14 protein-coding genes are annotated in these 15,998 nt (G+C 63.2%); 8 read left to right on the top strand and 6 right to left on the bottom strand.

Annotation, left to right across the window (positions count from 1 at the left end; genetic code table 11):
• Positions 1–5: 5 nt before the first annotated feature.
• Together ACZYTC_RS18150 and ACZYTC_RS18155 are read left to right on the top strand one after the other, a co-directional pair.
• Positions 6–1,172: an ABC transporter permease gene (locus ACZYTC_RS18150; RefSeq protein WP_454811828.1), complete on the top strand. Its 1,167-nt coding sequence runs from the start codon at positions 6–8 to the stop codon at positions 1,170–1,172.
• A 326-nt stretch (positions 1,173–1,498) separates the two neighbouring features.
• Positions 1,499–2,578, top strand: a complete 1,080-nt coding sequence (locus tag ACZYTC_RS18155) for a hypothetical protein (RefSeq protein WP_488990240.1) — start codon at positions 1,499–1,501, stop codon at positions 2,576–2,578.
• Positions 2,579–2,590: 12 nt separating this feature from the next.
• On the opposite strand, the gene zigA is transcribed toward ACZYTC_RS18155, so the two are convergent.
• The gene (zigA, locus tag ACZYTC_RS18160; protein WP_488990241.1) at positions 2,591–3,805 is read right to left on the bottom strand and encodes a zinc metallochaperone GTPase ZigA; all 1,215 of its coding nucleotides are present in this window, start codon (positions 3,803–3,805) and stop codon (positions 2,591–2,593) included.
• Between the two features lie 357 nt (positions 3,806–4,162).
• On the opposite strand from zigA, the gene ACZYTC_RS18165 reads away from it, so the two are divergent.
• Complete coding sequence (locus ACZYTC_RS18165; protein WP_488990242.1) at positions 4,163–5,509, top strand: nucleotide sugar dehydrogenase; 1,347 nt, start codon at positions 4,163–4,165, stop codon at positions 5,507–5,509.
• Between the two features lie 160 nt (positions 5,510–5,669).
• Here ACZYTC_RS18165 and ACZYTC_RS18170 read toward each other — a convergent pair whose 3' ends face one another.
• The 3 genes from ACZYTC_RS18170 to fmdA form a co-directional block, all read right to left on the bottom strand.
• Positions 5,670–5,969 (bottom strand): FmdB family zinc ribbon protein, encoded by a 300-nt coding sequence (locus tag ACZYTC_RS18170; protein WP_441774216.1) that lies wholly within the window; start codon positions 5,967–5,969, stop codon positions 5,670–5,672.
• Between the two features lie 71 nt (positions 5,970–6,040).
• On the bottom strand, positions 6,041–6,553 hold the full coding sequence (locus ACZYTC_RS18175) for an AmiS/UreI family transporter (protein WP_488990243.1): 513 nt from the start codon (positions 6,551–6,553) through the stop codon (positions 6,041–6,043).
• A gap of 85 nt (positions 6,554–6,638) precedes the next feature.
• Positions 6,639–7,865 (bottom strand): formamidase, encoded by a 1,227-nt coding sequence (gene fmdA / locus ACZYTC_RS18180; protein WP_434959094.1) that lies wholly within the window; start codon positions 7,863–7,865, stop codon positions 6,639–6,641.
• A gap of 328 nt (positions 7,866–8,193) precedes the next feature.
• Here fmdA and ACZYTC_RS18185 point away from each other — a divergent pair, with 328 nt between their 5' ends.
• Positions 8,194–8,931, top strand: a complete 738-nt coding sequence (locus ACZYTC_RS18185; protein WP_488990244.1) for a response regulator — start codon at positions 8,194–8,196, stop codon at positions 8,929–8,931.
• Between the two features lie 15 nt (positions 8,932–8,946).
• Here ACZYTC_RS18185 and ACZYTC_RS18190 read toward each other — a convergent pair whose 3' ends face one another.
• Both ACZYTC_RS18190 and ACZYTC_RS18195 read right to left on the bottom strand, forming a co-directional pair.
• Positions 8,947–10,155: a response regulator gene (locus ACZYTC_RS18190; protein WP_441774218.1), complete on the bottom strand. Its 1,209-nt coding sequence runs from the start codon at positions 10,153–10,155 to the stop codon at positions 8,947–8,949.
• Positions 10,152–12,788 (bottom strand): ATP-binding protein, encoded by a 2,637-nt coding sequence (locus tag ACZYTC_RS18195; protein WP_488990245.1) that lies wholly within the window; start codon positions 12,786–12,788, stop codon positions 10,152–10,154. The genes ACZYTC_RS18190 and ACZYTC_RS18195 overlap by 4 nt, the downstream gene beginning before the upstream one ends.
• A 300-nt stretch (positions 12,789–13,088) precedes the next feature.
• Here ACZYTC_RS18195 and ACZYTC_RS18200 point away from each other — a divergent pair, with 300 nt between their 5' ends.
• The 4 genes from ACZYTC_RS18200 (at position 13,089) to ACZYTC_RS18215 (ending at position 15,997) form a co-directional block, all read left to right on the top strand.
• Positions 13,089–13,658, top strand: a complete 570-nt coding sequence (locus ACZYTC_RS18200) for a TetR/AcrR family transcriptional regulator (protein WP_434959090.1) — start codon at positions 13,089–13,091, stop codon at positions 13,656–13,658.
• A gap of 80 nt (positions 13,659–13,738) precedes the next feature.
• Positions 13,739–14,428, top strand: a complete 690-nt coding sequence (locus ACZYTC_RS18205) for an SDR family NAD(P)-dependent oxidoreductase (protein WP_488990246.1) — start codon at positions 13,739–13,741, stop codon at positions 14,426–14,428.
• A 13-nt stretch (positions 14,429–14,441) separates the two neighbouring features.
• Positions 14,442–15,410 carry an SDR family oxidoreductase gene (locus ACZYTC_RS18210; RefSeq protein WP_488990247.1) on the top strand — a complete coding sequence of 323 codons (969 nt, stop codon included), beginning with the start codon at positions 14,442–14,444 and terminating at the stop codon, positions 15,408–15,410.
• Positions 15,380–15,997: a class I SAM-dependent methyltransferase gene (locus tag ACZYTC_RS18215; protein WP_488990248.1), complete on the top strand. Its 618-nt coding sequence runs from the start codon at positions 15,380–15,382 to the stop codon at positions 15,995–15,997. The genes ACZYTC_RS18210 and ACZYTC_RS18215 overlap by 31 nt, the downstream gene beginning before the upstream one ends.
• The last annotated feature ends 1 nt before the right edge of the window (position 15,998 follow it).

Raw genomic sequence — 15,998 nt, forward strand, 5'->3', positions numbered from 1 at the left:
CTGTAATGACCGAGTCGCGATCGCCCCATTACGTCAATCCCGCTCCCTTCGACCCCTATGTCGCCAAGAAGATGACGGCGGAGGAGGAGCGGTTTTATCGCGCCTCCTCCGCCACGCTGATCTGGTGGAAATTCCGACGCAATCGGCCGGCCCTGTTCGCCGGCATCTTCCTGGCGCTGGTCTATCTGTCGCTGCCTTTCGTGGAGGTCATCGCCCCCTATTCCTTGAACCAGCGCAATGCCGACTATCTCTATACGCCCCCACAGAGCGTGCATCTGTTTCACGACGGGCAGTTCGTCGGTCCTTTCGTCTATCCCGTGAACTTCGCCATCCGAGACATCGAGAGTTCGCAATTTCCCGGCATCTACCAGGTCGACAAGACCAAGCCCCAGACGCTGCGCTTTTTCTGCCGCGGCGAGCGCTACAAGATGTGGGGCCTGTTCGAGGCCAACTTCCATCTGGTCTGTCCGCCCGAAAACGGTACCGCCTTCCTGCTCGGGACCGACCGGCTCGGCCGGGACATGCTGTCGCGCATCGTCTATGGCGCCCGCATCTCGCTCACCGTGGGCCTGATCGGCATCGCGGTCTCCTTCACGATCGGCCTGACGCTGGGCGGGCTTGCCGGCTATGTCGGCGGCATCATCGATGCCCTGGTGATGCGCCTGATCGAAGTGCTACGCTCGCTGCCGGAACTGCCGCTCTGGCTGGCGCTGTCGGCGGCCCTGCCGGCCAATTGGAGCCCGGTGATCATCTTTCTCGGCATCACCATCATTCTCGGCCTGCTCGACTGGCCGGGCCTAGCATTGGCGGTGCGCTCGAAGGTGAAATCGCTGCGAAACGAGGATTTCGTGCATGCCGCCGAGATGATGGGGGCCTCGCGCGCGCGCATCATCGGCCGCCACCTCCTGCCCAATTTCATGAGCCATTTGATCGCAAGCGCCACCCTGTCGATCCCGGCAATGATCCTGGGCGAAACGGCGCTGTCCTTCCTCGGCCTCGGCCTGCGCCCGCCTGTGGTGAGCTGGGGCGTCCTGCTCAACTCCGCCCAGAACCTGGGCGCCATCAACCTCTATCCCTGGCTGTTGATCCCGATGATCCCGGTGATGCTGGTCGTGCTCGCCTTCAACTTCTTCGGCGATGGCCTCAGGGATGCGGCCGACCCCTATCATTGAGCGCAAGACAACTTCACTCGAAACAAAAAGCACAAACACGCGCTGAAACAAGGAGTTAAGGCAAAAACCCCAGTTCTGAAATTGGGCTAGATCAGCGACCGACGGCATCGGCATTCCGATCGGGGGAGGGTCGGCAAAGGTGGGTGGTCGAGCAAAGGACGCCGACCCACTCCCCGCCGACAGGCTGTCGCGAAATTCTAATCCAAAAGCTTCCTAAAATTGGGAGCTTTGCTGGTTCCATACAATTCCTGAGCCCGGAATTGAATAATTGTCGAGGATCAGCATAGTCCTGACGCCGAACCACAGCTCCGGTCTGGAATCCTCCAATGCATTTATTTGAAGAAAAGCCATGGAAACACTCCCAGGCTGGTATTGCGGGCATGCCTTCAGGAATGTTGGGCCCGACCGAGGGGGCGCTTCTTTATCACCTTGCGAAGGACTATTTCAGCGGCAGGGGAGAGATCATCGATGCCGGGGCGTTCCTGGGCTCGTCGTCCTACTGCCTTGCGAAGGGAGTCGATGAGAACAATAGGCTAAAGTCAAAATCCGAGACAATTCATGCCTATGATTTGTTCAAGGTATGGATCGAGCAGGACAATTCCGAAGATTTCATGATCTCGGAATTGAAAAGAGTCTTCGACATCGACCTATCCAATAATCGATCGATCCTGCCTCGATACATGTCCAATCTGGGCCCGCTGGCACAATATGTTGACGTACATATCGGCGACATCACCAAAATGAATTGGAATAAGAGGCCAATTGAAATCTTGTTTCTCGACATCTGTAAAACGAAAGAGATTTGGCAGCATGTGCTGGGGACATTTTTTAGAAGCCTGATTCCGGGGATCTCCATCGTCATTCATCAGGACTATCATCACCCCTTTCTGCCCTATATTCACGTCGTGCAGGAACGGTTGGCCGGGTATTTCGATATTGTGGAAGAGAAAGCCGACGACAGTGCAGCCTTCTTGCTGAGAGAGCGCCTGCCCGATCGGCTGCTCGACGAAGTAGCGAATTACGATTTCGACTTCGCCGCAGAATTGAACTGGATCGATCGGGCTATTGAAAGACTACCGAACAACAATCGGCATATCCGTTGCGCCAAGGCGCAGTTGCTTAGGCAACACGGCCAATTCATCCCGGCGAGAAGCCTTATCGACCAATTGAAGACGGAGGCGGCGGATGTGAAGGATGATCCCCGCTTTCCGGTGCACATTGCTTATGTCGAGCATCACTTGGCCCGGGACGAGGCGCGCGAGTTCGCGCCGCCTCCTGGATTCGACGAGGACTCTTATCTCGCCGCCAATGCCGACGTCCGCGCCGCCGTTCTGAAAGGAATTTTCCAAAGCGGCCTGCACCATTGGCATGCATTTGGCCGCAATGAGCATAGGCGGCTTGCGTAAGGCCCTCCCATCTCAAACCGCTTCCCAGGCCGGAAAAGGATCGCTGAGATGGCGATAGGCTTTCGGGTCGAAGCGGCGCCCACCGGCAGGCCGCACCAGGCAATCGTCCAGCGCCTTGCGGATCGCCGGCTCGTCGAGGCCAGTGCCGATGAAGACCAGTTCCTGCCGCCTGTCACCCCATACGTCGTCCCAATTGCGTTCGAGGATGCGCCACCAGTCGGGATGATCCGGCCAATGCCGCCGCGGGATGGCGGCCCACCAATGCCCCATCGCGCTCACGCGGGCGATGGCGCCCGCCAGCGAGAACTCGCCCACCCAGTCGGGCCGCGTCGCCAACCAGAAATGGCCCTTGGCCCGGATCAACCCTGGCCAGATCCGTTCGACGAAAGCATTGAACTTGTCGGGATCGAAGGGCTGCCGCGCGCGGTAGACGAAACTCTGGATGCCATATTCCTCGGTCTCGGGCACATGATCGGCGAAGCCGTAGAGTTCCTTGTACCAGAGGGGGTGGCGCTGCGCCTTCTCCTCGTCGAAGAGGCCGGTATCGAGCACCGCTTCCAGCCCGACCCTGCCGAAATCCGTCTCGACGATGCGCGCATCGGCATTCAGGGCCTGCACGACCTTGCGCACCAGCGCGAGATGATCGGCCGATACTTGCGAGGCCTTGTTGATCACCACGACATCGGCGAACTCGATCTGCTCGACCAGCAGATCGACGATAGTACGCTCGTCCGCGGCGCCCGCGGTTTCGCCGCGATCGCGCAGGAAGTCGTTGGAGCCATAATCGGCCAGCAGGTTCGCCGCATCGACGACCGTGACCATGGTGTCGAGGCGCGCGACGTCCGACAGGCTCACGCCCGCCCCGTCCCGGAAGGAGAAGGTACTTGCAACCGGAAGCGGCTCGGCGATGCCGGTGCCCTCGATCAGGAGATAGTCGAAACGGCCTTCCTCGCTCAGGCGCCGGACCTCGGAAAGAAGGTCGTCGCGCAAGGTGCAGCAGATGCAGCCATTGGTCATCTCCACCAGTTTCTCGTCGGTTCGCGACAGGCCACTGCCGCCGTCACGCACGAGATCGGCATCGATGTTGACCTCGCTCATGTCGTTGACGATCACCGCGACCCGCCGGCCCTCGCGGTTGTTGAGGACATGGTTCAGCAGGGTCGTCTTGCCCGCCCCCAGGAACCCCGACAGCACGGTGACCGGCAGCCTCTTGTCTTCGATCTCCATAATAACTCCATAAGTAATGTTATAACATAACATTACTTATGGCTTTCCCGCTTGGCAAGCAGCTTTGGCGCCGAAGAGGGGCAGCCCTCGGAGCGACCTGAAAACACCGCACGCCCGGAGGGTTCAGCTCCGAAGAACTTGCTTCAAAAATCGTGGCAAGCCGAGAAAAATTCGATTTTGTCATGCCTGGGCGTCGTCCCGGGCAGCCAGGGAACCATAACTCGCTGAGTTTTTGGCTCCTGGATCACCGGGACAAAGCCCGGTGATGACAAAGGTTGAGGTTTCCGTGAGTCTTCTGTCAGGCTCTGAAGACCGGGCCCCGATTGCCCGCTTGCCTTCCGTCCCGCCCTGGCTGATATGCAGGACATGCAGTCCCCCCTCGCCGCCGCCCTCCTCGCCCGCATCCAAGCAAGACAGGCCGTGATCGGTATCATTGGCCTGGGCTATGTCGGCCTGCCGCTCGCCATCGCCATTGCCGGCGCCGGCTTCAAGGTGCTGGGTTTCGATATCGACTTGAGGCGTGTGGCCGCCCTCAACGAGGGCGATGGGCTGATCAAGCACATCTCCAACGAGCCGATCCGCGAGGCCATCGCCAAGGGCCTTTTCGAGGCCACCGCCGATTTCGACAGGCTCGACGAGCCGGATGCCATCCTGATCTGCGTGCCGACGCCGCTGACACGCCAGCGTGAGCCCGACATGTCCTATGTCGCCAACTCGACTGCTTCGATCGCGCAGAAGCTCCGGCGCGGCCAGCTCGTCATCCTGGAATCCTCGACCTGGCCCGGCACCACCGAGGAATTGATGAAGCCCGTGCTGGAGGCTGATGGCCTGGTCTCCGGCCAGGACTTCTTCCTCGCCTTTTCGCCCGAGCGCGAGGATCCGGGCAATCCCGTTTATGGCACCCAGAACATTCCCAAGGTCGTCGGCGGCGACGGCGCCGATGCGCTCGCCTTGGCCAAGGCCCTCTACGATGCCTTCGTGAGCGCCACCGTGCCGGTCTCCTCGCCGGCGGCGGCGGAGGCTGTCAAGCTCACCGAGAACATCTTCCGCTCGGTGAACATCGCCCTCGTCAACGAATTGAAGGTGATCTACGACGCCATGGGCCTCGACGTCTGGGAGATCATCGAGGCCGCCAAGACCAAGCCCTTCGGCTACATGCCCTTCTATCCCGGCCCGGGGCTCGGAGGGCACTGCATCCCGATCGACCCCTTCTATCTGACCTGGAAGGCGCGGGAGTTCGATATTGCCACGCGTTTCATCGAGCTCGCCGGCCAGATCAACACGGCCATGCCCCGCCATGTCGTCGACCGCCTGGCGGAAGCCCTCGACAAGCGCTTCAGACGCGGCCTCAACGGCGCCCGCATCCTGCTGATCGGCATCGCCTACAAGAAGAATGTCGACGACACCCGAGAGAGCGCCTCGTTCAAGCTGATCGAGATCCTGGAGGAGCGTGGTGCCGCGACCGATTTCCACGATCCCCATGCACAGGTGATTCCGAAAACGCGCGAGCATGCCGCCCTCACCGGGCGCCTCTCGGTGGCGCTGACAGCCGAGACGCTCGCCGGCTACGATGCCGTGCTGATCGCCACCGACCATGACGGCGTCGACTACACCCTGGTCGCCAGCGCCGCGCGCCTGGTGGTCGACACCCGCAACGTCTGCGCCAAGGCGGGTGCCGACATGGCGAAGGTGGTCAAGGCGTGATGGGAGCGCGGACTTCTCGGCTCCGGGTTCTGACTTGCCTGCTAGAACGCTCGACATGCGGTGTGCCGATCTCCAGATCGGCATTCTTGGAAACGTCGCGTTTGTCGGTAGGGAAGATGCCGATCTAGAGATCGGCACACCAATTTCATGCTCCGGGGAATCAATGCCCGATCATCCATTTGTGGCGAGTCGAAGGGCCTTTCTTGCTGACCTTGCACAAGGCGCAGCCGCAACCAGCCAGATGGGACTTCTTGACCACCTTCGGCTCGGTGCCGCTCTTTTCGGAACGGGCGAGGGCACGGCGCAGCTTGCCGTTCATCAGGCTGAGCTGCGGGGAAGCGACGTCCCGTTCGCTGAGCTCGCTGCAGCCCGGGCAGGCGCAGGCCTTGGTTGCGTCCGCCATCGCCACCCATTCGTCGAAGGGCCCGCAATCGTCGCAGACATAATTGTAGAGCGGCATGGTTGTCTCCCAGGACAAGACGCTTTTGGCACCAAAACAGAAGATGCCGCGGGGCGTACCCCGCGGCAGGTTCACAGCTTGCCTTCCAGCAGCAGCAGCCCGGGGATCCAGCCGGTAACGATGCCGGAGGCCACGGTCGCCAGCCCCGTCACCCTGAGGATCGGGCGCTTGAGCGCCAGCAGCAGGAAATACATGAACCAGAGCACGGCCCAGATCGCCCAATTCAGGCCGAGCCAGGTATCGGTGAAGGTCTGGGCCGAGGTCAGCCCCTGAAAGGCGATGGGCACCACGGTTACAGCCACGAACAGGCTGAACCAGCCCAGCCCGCGCCCATCGACCGTCACCACCCGGTTATAGGCGACCCACAGATAGGTGGTGGTGAACAACAACGTCAGGGCAGCGGCCTTGATCGAGGCGGCATCGGCCTGGGCGCCGAAGGCCGAAGACAGGGCGACGCACAAAGTGACGAATCCGGAGACCACGTTGATGACGACGATCTCCTTGTCGTCGATCTTCCCGAGCAGCCACAGCCCGTTCAGGAACAGGACGGCTCCGACATAGAGCAATGCAAATCCAAGCAGCATGATCGCCTTTCCTCCACACGCAACGCGTCGACCGGAGATGCATTCCGGTCGAAGCGCGGGTTTCATGATGTGTGCGAGGGGGTGATCAGCTCGTCTTGGCGACGTCTGGGCCCGACACCTTCTTGGTCGGTCCCGAGGCGTTCGGATTGATGTCGAAGTCGAAGATGGCGGTTGGAATGGCCAGCGTGGCGCAGACATTGGGAATGTCGACGATGCCGGCGATACGCCCTTCCACCGGCGCTGTGCCCAGGATCATGTAGGCCTGCTCGCCCGAATAGCCGAATTTCTTGAGATATTCGATGGCGTTGAGGCAGGCACGCCGATAGGCGACATGGGCGTCGAGGTAATATTGCTCGCCCGTATGCTCGTCGACCGAGATGCCCTCGAAGATGAGATAATCGTCGAAATGCGGGTCGATCGGGCTCGGCTTGAAGATCGGGTTGGTGATGGCATATTTGGCCATGCCGCCCTTGATCACATCGACGCTGATATCGATCCAGCCGGCCATCTCGATGGCGCCGCAGAAGGTGATTTCGCCATCGCCCTGGGAGAAGTGGATGTCCCCCATCGAAAGGCCGCCGCCCTTCACATAAACGGGGAAATAGACCTTGGAACCGCGCGACAGATTCTTGATGTCGCAATTGCCGCCATGCTCGCGCGGCGGCACGGTGCGCCAGGCTTCCGCCGCGGCCTTGCGGGCGGCATCCCCCGACATCTGGCCCATCAGGGCCGTGTCGCCATAGGGCAGGGCCGCGAGCGGCGGCACACGCTCGGGATCGGTCGCCACCAGTTCCGCCTCGCGCCGGTTGGCCTCGGCCAGCAGCTTATGATCGGGCAGGCAGCCGATCAGGCCGGGATGGATGAGGCCGGGATAGCGCACGCCGGGGATATGGCGCGAGGTGGTGTAGATGCCCTGGAAGTCCCAGATGGACTTGGAGGCATGGGGATAATGCTCGGTGAGGAAGCCGCCGCCATTCTCCTTGGCGAACAGGCCGTTGAAGCCCCATTCCGAATCGGGCAGGGCGCCGATGTCGAGAATGTCGACGACCAGAAGGTCGCCGGGCTCAGCGCCTTCGACGCCGAAGGGGCCGGAAAGATAGTGCACGCGGGTGAGGTCGACGTCCCGGATGTCGTTGGCGCTGTTGTTGTTGCCGATCTGGCCGCCGGTCCAGTCATAGCATTCGACGCGGAAAACGGCGCCGGGCTTGAAGGTCTCGACCATCGGGATGTCGGGATGCCAGCGATTATGGGTCTTGATCGCCTGGTCCTCGGGAGCTTTTTTCAGATCGACGGAGAATGCGGTCTTGGGCATCGGTTCCTCCTCCTGGGGCCGGCCTGCGGGGTACTCCGGGCCGAACCGTCACGATGTTCTGTGCCCGCGCCACAAGGGAGCAGCCGGGCCGTTCGTGCAGGGGGAGCCTAGGAGCGCCCTGTAACCACCATGAATCGTCCGACCACGGTTTGTGTAATTTTTTGTAACCGGGAAAGACGGAGGTAAGCGCCGAATTGACCGTCCCTTGGCCATACCCCCCGGTTTTTCAGCGGAATTGGCACAAGAACCCCGGCCAGGGCCCTATACGCTACCGCCATGTCCCGCTACCCGTCTCGACCACAGGCGGCATTGCGACTATCCTGCCGCCATGCCAGCCGCCGACGCCAAGCCTCGCATCCTCGTGGTCGATGACGATCATCGGCTGTGCCGCTTTCTGGAGAAATTCCTGTCGAGCGAGGGCTATGCCACCGCCAGCGCCAATGAGGGGCGGGCCATGCGCCGCGCCATGGCGGACGAGAGCTTCGACCTGGTGATTCTCGACCTCACCTTCCCCGCCGGTGAAGACGGGTTGAGCCTGGCGCGCACGCTGCGCAGCCAATACGACCTGCCGGTGATCATGCTCTCCGGCAAGAGCAGCACCATCGACAAGGTGGTCTGCCTGGAACTGGGCGCCGACGACTACATCACCAAGCCCTTCGAGCCGCGCGAATTGCTGGCCCGCATCCGCACCGTGCTGCGCCGCTTCACCCGGCGCATAAACCTGTCCGAAACGGTGGAGCACAGCGCCTCCCCCGCCATCCGCTTCGCCGGGTGGCAGCTCGATCCCTCGCGCTACGAACTCTGCTCGCCGCAGGGCGAACGTGTGCGCCTGACCAGCCAGGAATTCCAGATCCTGTCCGCCCTGGTCGAGCGGCGTGGGCGCATCCTCTCGCGCGACCAGATCCTCGACATCGTCGCCAATCGCAACTGGACGCCCTATGACCGCAGCATCGACGTGCTGATCGGCAAGATTCGCCGCAAGCTGCGCGACGATGTGCGCGACGCCCAATACATCAAGACCATCCGCGGCGTCGGCTACATGTTCGCAGCCGAAGCGCGGGAGTAGGCACGTGAGCACCCCTCATCCCCCGCCTGCCAGCCGCGCCTGCGGCAGATAGAGGTTGATCGTGGTGCCCTCGCCCGGCGTGCTGACGATGCCGAGGCGCCCGCCGGCCTGGCGCACGAAGGCATCGACCATCGCAAGGCCTAGGCCGTTGCCTTCCCCGGATGGCTTGGTGCTGAACAAAGGTTCGAGAGCCCGGCGCCGGACCGCCAGCGGCATGCCCTGGCCGGTATCGGTCACCGACAGCAGAACATAGGCACCCGGCAGCAGGCCAGAGGCCACGCGCGCGTCTTCGGCCGCCACCAGGATATTACTGGCTGCAAAGGTAAGGCGCCCGCCTTCGGGCATGGCATCGCGGGCATTGAGGGCAAGATTGAGCAGGCTCGATTCGAGCTGGCCGGTGGGGATCTCGACCGGATGGAGATCCGGCGCGACCTCGAGGACAACAGCCACCTTGTCGCCCAGCGTGCGATCGAGGACGCGCATCAAGGGCGGCAATTCCGTGCCGAGAGCGACGACCGCCGTTTCCTCGATGCGCCTCGCCCCGAAGCTCAGCAGGCGCGACGCCAGCTCCGAGCCGGACCGCGCGGCATCCAGGGCATCGGCAACGAGTTCGTGCAGCTCCGGCTGGCTATCGAGCCGCTCCTGCAGCCAGCGCAGATTGGAATAGAGCACGGCCAGGATGTTATTGAAGTCGTGGGCGATGCCGCTGGCGAGCTGCCCCATCGCCTCCAGGCGCTGGGTCTGGCGCAGACGTTCGGCAATCCGGCTCTTCTCCTCCACCAGGCGGATGCGTTCGAAGCAGCGATCGAGCAACGCCAGCAATTCCTCGGTGTAGAAGGGCTTGGAGAGGTAGTCATAGGCGCCCGCCTTGAGAGCCTCCACCGCCGTCTCGATCGAGGCATAGGCCGTGACCATCACGCAGACGAGATCGGGATTGCGCTGGCGCAGCGCGCGGACGAGATCGACTCCATCGCCGATGCCGAGGCGGACGTCGACCAGCGCCACGGCGATACGTTCGCGAGCAAGCATGTCCAGGGCCGCCGCCGGATCATGCGCGATCGGGGTATGATAGCCTTCCAGGCTCAGCAGGCCGGCAAGGCTGGAAGCGAAATCGACATCGTCGTCGACGATCAGCACGCAGCGCGTATCCGCCTCTTCGCCACCGGAGGAAGCCCCCGACGCGCCGATGATGTCGGCGGGCAGTTCACTGTCCTCGTCCTTCATGGCCGGGTCGCCGGAATGCAGGGCAGGACCAGCGATATCAGCGTGCCCTCGCCGGCCTCGCTCTCGACCCTGACTTCGCCGCCATGCTGTTCGAGGATACGCTTGACCAGCGGCATGCCGAGCCCGACGCCGAAGGCCTTGGTGCTGAACAAGGGCTCGAAGATACGAACAGCCACCTCCGGGGACATGCCGCTGCCCTTGTCGGCGATACCAAGCACCACCCGATCCCCTTCCCTGAGCGTGGTGATGGTGATGGCGGCCTCGCCTTGCACCTTGCCCTCGCAGGCCTGCACCGCATTGACGAGCACATTGGAAAAAGCCTGGCGCAGCCGCTCGGCATCCGCCGGCACGGCGCAATCGGCCTCGAGATCGAGGGTGATCAGAGCGCGGGTGGCCGCATCCTGCTCGCCGGCCTGCTGGCGGACCCAGGCATCGATGGCGACGGGCGCGAGCACCAGCGGCCGCTTGCGCGAGAAATCGAGAAGGTCCTCGATGATGCGCACGCAACGCCAGGCATTGCGCTGCAGGCGTTGCAGTTCGCCCATTACCGGCTCGCCGGCGTCGCGCAGCGAACGCCTGAGCACATCCGCCGAGGTCACCAGCGTACCGAGCGGGTTGCGCAATTCATGGCTCACCGTGGCCGTCATCTGGCCGATCGCGGCCAGGCGCTCATTGCTCGCCAGCTCCTGTTGAGCCTGGTGCAGGCGCTCCAGCGAAGCGACCAGGTCACGCTCGGCAAGCTCGCGGCTTTCGTGCGAGAGCACGATCCACCAGGCGCCGATGCCAAGCAGGGGGAGGAGAGCCAGGAAGACCCGGAGCAGCAGGGCGCCGCTGTCGAGATGCGGCTCCTCGGCGCCGGGTTCGATCAGGCGATAGGTGAGCAGGAACACCGCGGCGGTAACGATGGTCAACGCGAACCCCACCCCCCCCACCTTGAGCAGGCGCTGGCCCATATGCGGGGCGATCTTGCCGATCAGCGTGCGCCCGAAATAGCGCGAGCGGGAATCCTCCAGCACGCCGCCGGGCGATTTGCAGACATCGTGGCAATGCGAATCCAGGCTGCAGCACAGCGAGCAGATCGGCCGATCGTAGAAGGTGCAATGCACCATGTCCGGGCGCTCGTAGTCGAGCCCGCAGATCTCGCATTTGACGATAGCCTGCCGGCGAGCAGCCACTTCTTCCCGCGGACGTGCGAGATAATAACGCCCCCCAGTCGCCACACCGATGAGTACTGCGCTGGTAAGGGCGGTGAAGAAGGCGATCGGCGCCGCATAGGCTTCCGCCAATGTTCCGAAGCTGCCGACAAAGCAGAGCACGGCGACGATGGAGGCGAGCGCCATCGAGCCGCAGCCGACCGGGTTGAAATTGTGGAGATAGGCCCGTTTGAACTCGGTGAAGGGCGGGCTGACCTTGAGCGGCTTGAGGATGGCGAGGTCCGCGAAGATCGAGCCGATCCAGGCCGAGGCGATGATGGAATAGACGGCCAGCACCAGCGCCAGGGTCTGGAAGATGCCGAGCAGCATCAGCAGGAGCGAGATCAGGATGTTGAAGACCAGCCAGACCACCCGTCCGGGATGGTAGTGGGTGACTCGCGAAAAGAAGTTCGACCAGGCGAGCGAGCCGGCATAGGCATTGGTGACGTTGATCTTGACCTGCGAGATCAGCACGAACAGCACGGCGACCGCCAGCACCACGGCGCTATCGGCGCTCACATACTCATAGGCCTTGATATACATGTGAACGGGCTCGAGCGCGGTCGCCTGCGACAGGCCCGAGCTGACCACCAGCACGGCCAGGAAGCTGCCGCACAGGATCTTGAAGCCGCCGACCACGATCCAGCCCGGCCCCGCCGCGATCACCGCCGTCCACCAACGCCAGCGATTTTCTTCCGTCTTGTCCGGCAGGAAGCGCAGGAAGTCGACCTGCTCGCCGATCTGGATCGACAAGGCACCAAGCACGCCGATGGCAGAACCGAAGGCGAGGAGGTTGAAGCCCCCGCCGCCTGCCGCGCTGCCAGCGAAGGCGACCCATTCGCCGAGCGTGCCGGGATGGCCGATGGCGATATAGACGAAGGGAAGCAGGTGCAGGACGATCCAGACGGGCTGGGTGATCATCTGCAGCTTCGAGATCATGGTGACGCCCATGAAGGTGATCGGGATGATCACCAGCGAGGAGATGATGTAGCCCAGCACCAGCGGCACATTGGCGAAGAGCTTCAGCGCCTGTGCCATGATCGCCCCTTCGAGGGCGAAGAAGATGAAGGTGAAGGTGGCGTAGATCAGCGAGGTGATGGTCGAGCCGATATAGCCGAAGCCAGCCCCACGGGTGAGCAGGTCCATGTCGATGTTGTAGCGGCTCGAATAATAGGCGATCGGCAGGCTGGTCACGAACACGAACAGGCAGGTGACCAGGATGGCCGGAAAGGCGTTGGCGAAACCATAGCTGAGCGTGATGGTGCCGCCGATCGCCTCCAGCGCCAGGAAGGAGATGCCGCCAAGCGCCGTATTGGCGATGACAAAAGGGGACCAGCGCCGGAAGGACCTGGCCGCATAGCGCAGCGAATAGTCCTCCAGGGTCTCGTTGGCGATCCAGGAATGGTAGGATCGCAAGGCGGGCAGGCGCGGAATGTCCACTAGCCACCTCGCCCGATAGGACGCATGCGCCTCAGGCAAACCTCGACTGGCATCCAATCCCCTCCCGGTCCGGACACCGCCATCCTATCGCGGTTCCAGGCCTGATACGGTCCGCAAATCCCGGTGTGACCCCGATTGAAGCGGCCGAATCTTCTTCGCTCCGACAGCGTTGCCCCTGGGCGGCGGCATTGTGGTCCGCCCCTATCGAGACTGCAAGCCAACGCTCGGCATCTTCGATCTTGACGGAATCCGTTAGGATCTCTATAAATGAGTATGTACTCACTCAAATGAAGCCGAACCGTGGCCCGTCCTCTCAGCGAAGCAAAGCGCCAGGCGATCCTGGTATCCGCCACCAGGCTGGTGGCGGCCATGGGGATCGGTGCACCGACGGCGAAGATCGCCCAGGGCGCGGAGATCGCCGAGGGCACGCTGTTCAAATATTTCGCCAATAAGGACGAGTTGCTCAACCAGCTCTATCTCACCCTCAAGACCGAACTCGGCGGGTCCATCATGCAGGGCTTCGCCCCCGATGCCAGCATAAGGGAGCGTGCCTGGCACATCTGGAGCCACTGGATCGACTGGGGCGCGAAATATCCGGTGAAACGCAAGGCCATGCGCCAACTCGGCGTATCCGAGCGCATCACACCGGCCAGCAGGCAGGCAGGCCACGCAGCCTTTCGTGACGTCAGCGCTGCTTTCGAACAGGCCCACGCGCTGGGCCCGCTCCGGGATCAGCCGATGGCTTTCCTGAGCGCCGCGTTTGAGGCGCTCGCAGAGACGACCCTGGAATTCACCGCGCGGGATCCGGATGGGCGGGAAGCCTACAAGCAGGCCGGCTTCCAGATCTTCTGGGGCGGCCTGGGCAGCTAAGGCGACCTTACTCACAGAACTCTTTTACACGTTAAATGAGTGAGCACACACTCTTTATTCACCGAAACGGGAAGTGAACCATGTCTAAGATCTGGCTGATCACGGGTGCCGGCCGCGGGCTGGGGCGTTCGATCCTCGAAGCGGCGCTGGCCGCAGGCAATAAGGTGGTGGCGACGGCGCGCGATCCGGAGCGCCTTGCCGATCTCAGGGAACGTTATGGCGACAGGTTGCTCAATCCAGCGCTCGACGTCACCAATCCGGCCCATGCCCATCGCGCCGTCATGGTCGCTGAAGCTGCCTATGGCGGCCTCGACGTGCTGGTCAACACGGCCGGCTACGCTCATCCGACGCCCCTCGCGCAGGCCGGCGACGAGGGTCTCGCTGCCCGAAGCGAGACCAATTTCCTCGGCACGGTCAATCTGATCCGGGCCGCCCTGCCGGTGATGCGCAACCAGCGGGCCGGCCATATCATCAATATCTCCTCCCTCGGCGGACGCGTCGCCACACCCGGCTTTACCGCGGCTCTGGCCCGAGACGTCGGGCCCTTCGGTATCAAGGTTACCGCCTTGCAGCCGGACGCCCCCGACGAGATTGCCCGGCTGGTGGCGGAGCTTTCCGGCCGCCAGGAGTCGCCGCGCCGCCTCATGCTCGGTGGCGGAGCGTTTCAGGCCTTCCGCCAGCCCGAAACCGTCCGGCGGAGCACGGCAGCCGAATGGGCCCCCTCGGCGCGCCGACCGGTTTCGCCCGCGCCCAATTCCCAGCTTTGCTGAGGGCTTGACAATCATGAGCACAACCAACGGGTCTTGGACCACGCGCAACATGCCGCCCCAGCGGGGCCGGCGTGTGCTGATTACCGGCGCGACCGGCGGCCTCGGCTACGAGACGGCCCTGGCCTTGGCGCAGGCGGGCGCCGAGGTCCTGCTGACCGGCCGCAATCCGGCCAAGGGGCAGCAGGCGCTCGCGCGTATCCGCGCTCGATGCCCCACCGCCATCATCCGTTACGCCGACCTCGACCTCGCGGATCTCGGTGCGGTTGCCGCCTTTGCCGATCGCCTGGACGATGAGCAGGAGGGGCTGGATCTCCTCGTCAACAATGCCGGCGTGATGACACCACCCGTCCGGCACGAGACCCGGGATGGTTTCGAGCTGCAATTCGGTACCAATTATCTCAGCCATTTCGCTCTTACGGGCCGGCTGTTGCCCCTGCTGCGCCGGGGCAGGGCCCCTCGCATCGTCAATCTCAGCAGTGGGGCACACCGACTGCTGGCGGATATCCACTTCGACGATCTGCAATGGCGTACAAGCTACAAACCCTGGCGGGCCTACGCCCAGTCCAAGCTCGCCATGATCCTCTTCGCCTTCGAGTTGCAGCGGCGTAGCGACGCCTTCGGCTGGGGCCTGATCAGCAATGCCGCCCACCCCGGCTATGCCGTCACGGATCTGCAGAGCAGCGGTCCGCGCCTCGGCCGTAACAGGCCCCATCCAATGGCGTGGCTGACCCGGCTGATGCAACCGCTGATGTCCCAAACTGCCGCCGAAGGCGCGCTGCCGACGCTGTTCGCGGCGACATCGCCCGAGGCCAGGCCATCAGGCTATTACGGCCCACAGAACATGTTCGAACTCAAGGGGCCGGTCGGGGACGCCAGGATCGGCGACAAGGCCCGCGACCCGACCCTAGCAGCCCGCCTCTGGACCATTTCCGAAGAACTGACAGGTGTGACATGGCCGAACCATCAGCCGAGCTTCGTTTGACCGATCCGGGCACGTCCTGTGCCGATTTCTCCCGTTTCTTCCGCGCCTGGGTGACGAACCCGCTGCGCGTGGCCGCCGTAGCCCCCTCCAGCGACGCGCTAGCCCGAGTGATGACCCGCGAGATCTCACCGGCACACGGTCCCGTGCTGGAACTCGGACCCGGCACCGGCGTGTTCACCCGCGCCTTGCTGGCGCGCGGCGTCGCCGAAAGCGACCTGACGCTGATCGAGTTCGGCGCCGATTTCGCCCGCATGCTGGGAAACCGCTTTCCGCGGGCTCGAGTCGTATCGATGGACGCCGCTCATCTCGCCCAGCATGCGCTGTTCCTGGGCAGCCCCGTTGGCGCCGTGGTCAGCGGCCTGCCGCTGCTTTCGATGCCGCCGGACAAGGTGGCGGACATCGTATCAGGCGCCTTCCATTATCTGCGTCCGGACGGAGCCTTCTACCAGTTCACCTATGGGCCGCGCTGCCCCGTTCCCCGCGCCGTCCTCGCAGAGCTCGGCCTGCAGGCCGAGCGCATCGGCGGCGCCTTCTGGAACCTGCCGCCCGCCGCCGTCTACCGGATCACGAGGGCAAGGCGCTTTTGAA

It is taken from the genome of Labrys sp. F242 (assembly GCF_057813875.1).